The organism is Formivibrio sp. oc-25, from assembly GCF_055810895.1.
The window spans coordinates 1-5,831 of record NZ_JBVVOL010000056.1; the positions used below are offsets into that span (position 1 = coordinate 1).

Sequence of the window (5,831 nt, forward strand, 5' to 3'; positions counted from 1 at the left end):
GCGCACAGGCCTGCGGCTTTGAAGGTGTCGACAAACGTCTGGATGTACTGGCCACAGCCATCGTCGGCGGCATGACGGTGGAAGACCTATGCCACCTGGAACTGGCTTACGCACCGCCTTTTGGCTCAGCCAAGGATGCGATCAATCTGGCTGGTTTCGCGGCTTGCAACCGCCTTGATGGCCTGGTGAAACATACCACCACCCTGCCTGATGATCCGAACGTGCAGATTATCGACGTGCGCCCGAAGCCGCTGGCCGAAGCCTATCTGGCACCGGGCAAGCTGCTCAACATCCCGTTCCCGATGCTGCGTGCCAACCTATGGAAACTTGACCGCAACCGTCCGGTAGTCACCGTGTGTGCCTTCGGCAAGATGAGCTACTTCTCGGCGCGCGTGCTCGCGCAAAACGGCTTTGATGCCACCAGCTTCAGTGGCGGCCTGAAAGCCAATATTGATCCACGCTCGCCAGCCAAGGTGCCCACACCGTAATCAATCCTGAACGATGCAAGGCAAACAGGGCACACAAACGGTGCCCTGTTTTTCTTGATGAAAGAGAACAAAACACCACTTTCCTTACTTCGAAGGCTTATGAATATGGTTATATCTATATTCCCTTTGTAGAATATGCGACCAACACCGCTCACTCATAACACACTGACATGCCCCAGCCTGCTGCCCCCGACGGCGCTATGCCTTGTAACAAACTGAAAGCAGGCCTGCTTGACTTGCGTACTGGACTGGCAATATTTCTTCTACTGGCAAGTCTTGCCTTGGGTGGATTATTTTGGAAAGCACGCGAAACCCAGCTGCAATACGCCCAGACCGTGGGCGCCAATCTGGCATGGATTCTTGAGTCTCGGCTAGATGCAACGCTGAGCCGAATTGATTCAGATCTTTCAACCCTGGTTAACGAACTCTTGATATCTGGCCAGGCAGCTAACGTCGCAAACGTCGTATCCCCGCAAATCAGCCCACATCTTACAAGCCACGCCAAAAAGTTTCATGAAGTGCGCGGTATCCGATATTTCGATCGCAACGGGATGTTGTTGTACACATCCACCAAGCTTGCTTCCTTCTCGATTGCTGAGCAGCGTTATTTTCAGCAGTTACGCGATAACCCGGAGGCAGGACTGGTTTTTTCCGAGGTTCTTCCGGCTATCTCGGACGGCAAACCCATTGTTGTAGCAGCCCGTGCCGTTCGGGATAAATCAGGCCGCTTTTTGGGAGTCTTCAGTATTCCAATCGAACTTGAGCATTTCAGTCGACAGTTGGAATCACTCGACTTAGGCCCCAATGGCGTCATCGCCATCCGCCGTAGTGACGATACACGTCTGGTTTTGCGTTCCCCTGCCATGCCAGAACAAGTCAATCAGCCAGTCAATTACGCAATTCGCGATCGCATAGCTGCAGGCGAAAAATCTGGCCATGAACGCTTGAACTCACCAACCGACGGGATTGCACGTCTTGCATCCTTTCGTGTATTGAACGATTACCCGTTTTACATTGTGATGTCTGCATCTGAAGCGGATATCCTTGCTAGCTGGCGAATGCAAACCAGCATATCGGTAGGAATTGCAGCAGTTCTATTTTTGTTTATTAGCTGGCTGGTCTTAAGAATATCCCGCAGCGAGACCAACTTCCGCACATTGTTTGACTCCATCGACGACTTTCTCTTTGTACTGGATAAAGGTGGAAAGATCCGTCATATCAATCGCAGCGTAACGGAACGGCTGGGCTACTCTGCCAGAGAGCTCATTGGGCACACAATGTCCAAGATGTATTCGGCGGATGAAGGCAGGTGCAATGACGACGAACTACTCCAGAATAATGCAGCCATACCGCTGCACACCCGCAATGGCACCGCGATCCCTAGCGAAATACGTCTCGTTAATGGCCGCTGGGATGACTTACCTGCGCAATTCGCCTTGTGCCACGACATTTCAGAAAGACTAGGTCACCAACGCACACTGGAAGCTGAAATTTCCAAGCGGCGCATGCTGCTGGACAGTTCGCGTGATGGAATCTGCATATTGCGCATGGACGGAAGCATTGCGGAGTTCAATCCGGCCTTTGCTGCCATGTTGGGTTACCCTGCAGAGGACGTAGCCCAGCTCCATGTATGGGACTGGGATATCCAGTGGACACGACCAGAGCTAGAAAGCTTTATTACTGAGCTTGCTACCCAGCACCGCGTATTCGAAACCAGGCACCAGCGCAAAGATGGTACAACTTACGATGTTGAAGTCAGCGTCAATGGCGTGACTTTTGGTGGGAAATGCTACCTCTTGTGTCTGCATCGGGATATCTCCGCTCGCAAGCAAGATGAAGTGGCGCTGAGGCAAAGTGAAGAGCAGTTCCGCACACTCTTTGAAAAAAATCAATCGGTGATGCTGTTGATCGATCCCTCTACCACGCAGATTATCGATGCGAACGCTGCAGCCACTCGCTTTTATGGGTATCACCACGATCAAATGGTTGGCATGCCAATCAGCCAGATCAATATGCTGACACAAGAAGCTATCGTCAAAAAAATTGAGTCAGGCCTGCGCAATACTGCAGATCAGTATGTACTCCCTCACCGTTTGGCATCCGGCGATATTCGTACTGTTGAGGTTTTCATCACGCCAATCGAAAGTGGCCATCAACAACTTTTGTTTGCCATTATCCACGATATAACCGAACGCCACCTTACAGAAGAAAAATTACGACTGGCCGCAACGGTCTTCACCCATGCGCGTGAAGGCATCATGATTACAAACTCGGATACGACAATCATTGATGTCAATGAAATGTTTACCCATATCACGGGGTATGAAAAAGAAGACATATTGGGAAAAAAGTCCAGGCACATGAAATCCGGACGCCACGATCAGGCCTTCTACGCCAAGATCTGGCAAGAGTTAGCAGAAAAAAATTACTGGAGCGGTGAGATATGGAATCGACGCAAAACTGGTGAAATTTATCCGGCACTGCAAACAATCAGTGCTGTCCGTGATGCACAAGGCAAGATCATTCACTATGTATCGCTGTTCTCGGACATATCAATCAGCAAAGCGCACGAGCACCAACTGGAATATATGGCGCATTACGATGCACTGACGCATCTCCCCAATCGCAGTCTGTTTGCCGACCGCCTCCACCAGGCCATGGCCCAGACACTACGACGCCAGCAGCGTCTGGCCGTGGTTTACCTCGATCTGGATGGGTTTAAACAAGTCAATGACACTTTAGGCCATGCTGCTGGTGATCAGCTACTCATTACGCTGGCATCACGTATGAAAAACGCGTTGCGTGAAGGCGATACGATTGCCCGTCTTGGTGGTGATGAATTTGCCGCGATTTTGGTAGATCTGGCTGATCGCGATAGTTCAACACTCATACTCAACCGACTGCTGGAAGTAGCAGCTCAGCCAGTCGAACTCGGCAATCATTCTGCTCAGGTATCAAGCAGTATCGGGGTAACTTTTTACCCGCAAGCACAGGAAATCGAACCGGATCAACTTTTGCGCCAAGCTGATCAAGCCATGTACAAAGCCAAAATGACGGGCAAGAACCACTTCTGTTTTTTTGAACCCTGATCGGCCAGCCCGCATCAAGCGCCAATAAAGCCAAACAGCCACAACAAGCCGCTCAAGGTAAAAAAGGATGCCACGGTCGTCAGCAACTGCGCGATCGAGCAGAAATCCTCGAGCTGGTAGCGTTGTGCCAGCGATGCATAGATGCTGGTCATGGGCGTGGCAGCCATCAAAAGCAGTGCCAGCCGGGTCACCGAATCCAGCGGCGTGCATCCCAGCAATTGCGTCACAAAAATCGCCAGCAGCACGCATGCCGGATGGATAAGCAATTTCCCCACGGCGATGGGAATAACCTTGGTCATGCCTTTGACCGGCAAGCCTACCAAGGTGCCGCCGATCAGGAAAAGCGAAAGCGCACCGCTGGACGCGGCCAGGATATCAATTGTTTTCGTTATCACCAGAGGTAGCTGCATATCCAGCAGCGATGCCGCCATGCCGGCAATGATTGCCAGCATCAGGGGATTTTTTACGGTTCTGGCAACCAGCTTTTGCAGCGATGCACGCACATCACCCCCGCCATCATGCTCGGCCAGCATCAGCAGCAGGGGGATGGTCAGAAGATTTTCCACCATCAGGACCAGTGCGAAAGCGACAGCGGCCACGGACGGCAAAATCAGCAACAGGATCGGATAGCCGATATAGCCGCTATTCGTCGTTGCCATGCCCACCGCATAAAAGGTGCTGGCCAGCGACGATTGGCCCGCCATCCGGCGCCCCCATAAAAATCCGAACACGACCACAGGCAGGCTGCCGACGATATAGGCCAGGATAAAGCTGACATTGAGAATTTCAGAAAAATCCCGCTCCGACAATGCCTTGAATATCAGCCCAGGCAAGGCGATATTGACCACGAATTTGCCGAACGTGCGCATGGCCAGCTTATCGAACAAGCCCAGACGGGTTGTCGCATAGCCAATCGTCATGACCAGATAAATCGGTGCAACAATCGCAAATATGCCAGGCATGAATACTCGTTCAATTCACCTGCAAGGATAGAAATACCTGATCTTCTTCCACCAGATCTTCTTCGGAAACCAGCAAGTCGACCACCCGGCCGTCGCAGGGTGAACGGACATCAAAAACGGCTTTGTTGGTCTCCAGTGTCAACAGGGGCTGATCTTTCTGAACAGCCATCCCCGGTCGGGCCAGGATTTCGCTCACGCTGATTTTCGGGCCGCCACAACTGCCGCAGTTGGTGCAGCCCGAATCAAACAGAATGGACGGGATTCTGACTTCCGTTACGCTACTCATAGCCGTATATCCATCATTTCGATCCGATCATCCCGGCCAGTGGGCTGGAGGGATCGGCGCTGTAAAACTTGCGCGGCATGCGTCCGGCCAGATAGGCATTTCTGCCCGCCTCGACCGCCAGACGCATGGCTCTGGCCATTCTGATCGGATCCTGTGCGCCGGCAATGGCGGTATTCATCAGCACCGCATCGCACCCTAGCTCCATGGCAATCGCCGCATCGGATGCCGTACCCACGCCGGCATCGACGATCACCGGCACTTTCGCCTGATCAATGATCAGGCGCAGATTCCACGGATTCAGAATGCCCATGCCCGAACCGATCAGGCTGGCCAGCGGCATGATGGCCACGCAGCCGATGTCTTCCAGCATCCTTGCCTGGATCGGATCATCGGAACAGTAAACCATGACCTTGAAACCATCACTCACCAGTGTCCTTGCCGCAGCGAGGGTTTCGGGCATGTTGGGAAACAGGCTGGATTGATCGCCCAATACTTCCAGCTTGACCAGATCGTGGCCATCAAGCAGCTCACGCGCCAGGCGCAGCGTTCTCACTGCATCCTCGGCGTTGTAGCAGCCTGCGGTATTGGGCAGATAGGTAAATTCCTTGGGCGGCAAAAAATCCAGCAGGCTGGGTTGCGAGGCATCCTGCCCGATATTCACCCGCCGGATGGCCACGGTGACAATCTCGGCGCCACTGGTGTACACCGCCGCCCGCGTCTCTGCGAAGTCCTTGTACTTGCCGGTTCCCACCAGCAAACGGGATTGGAAGCTCTTTCCGCCAATCTTGAGCATGTCAGCCATGTTTTTTCCTGTATTTCCGTGATTCATATTTCGTAGATCGGCATTCATTCCGACATCGGGGCTGTCGGGTTGAAACCCGACCCACCATCCCTCTGCAGGTCGGGATTCATCCCGACGCGAGGGTCAAGCCTTGTGATACACCTCGGCCCCCTTCTGCACGAACTCGATCGACTTGGCTTCCATGCCTTTCTTGAGCGCATCTTC

General features: G+C 52.9%; 5 protein-coding genes. 2 read left to right on the forward strand and 3 right to left on the reverse strand.

Annotation, left to right across the window (positions count from 1 at the left end):
* Both AC0KVQ_RS16035 and AC0KVQ_RS16040 read left to right on the forward strand, forming a co-directional pair.
* On the forward strand, window positions 1-488 hold a 488-nt coding region (locus AC0KVQ_RS16035), incomplete at its 5' end, for a rhodanese-like domain-containing protein (protein ID WP_473422199.1).
* Window positions 489-658: 170 nt separating this feature from the next.
* On the forward strand, window positions 659-3,577 hold the full coding sequence (locus tag AC0KVQ_RS16040) for a PAS domain S-box protein (RefSeq protein ID WP_473422200.1): 2,919 nt from the start codon (window positions 659-661) through the stop codon (window positions 3,575-3,577).
* A gap of 14 nt (window positions 3,578-3,591) precedes the next feature.
* On the opposite strand, the gene AC0KVQ_RS16045 is transcribed toward AC0KVQ_RS16040, so the two are convergent.
* The 3 genes from AC0KVQ_RS16045 to AC0KVQ_RS16055 are packed head-to-tail and all read right to left on the reverse strand — an operon-like array spanning window position 3,592 to window position 5,627.
* Window positions 3,592-4,539, reverse strand: coding sequence for an AEC family transporter (locus AC0KVQ_RS16045; RefSeq protein ID WP_473422201.1), 948 nt, complete (start codon window positions 4,537-4,539; stop codon window positions 3,592-3,594).
* A gap of 10 nt (window positions 4,540-4,549) precedes the next feature.
* Entirely contained in the window at window positions 4,550-4,825 is a 276-nt protein-coding gene (locus AC0KVQ_RS16050; protein WP_473422202.1) for a biotin/lipoyl-containing protein, read from the reverse strand.
* Window positions 4,826-4,838: 13 nt separating this feature from the next.
* Entirely contained in the window at window positions 4,839-5,627 is a 789-nt protein-coding gene (locus tag AC0KVQ_RS16055; RefSeq protein ID WP_473422203.1) for a thiazole synthase, read from the reverse strand.
* Between the last annotated feature and the right edge of the window lie 204 nt (window positions 5,628-5,831).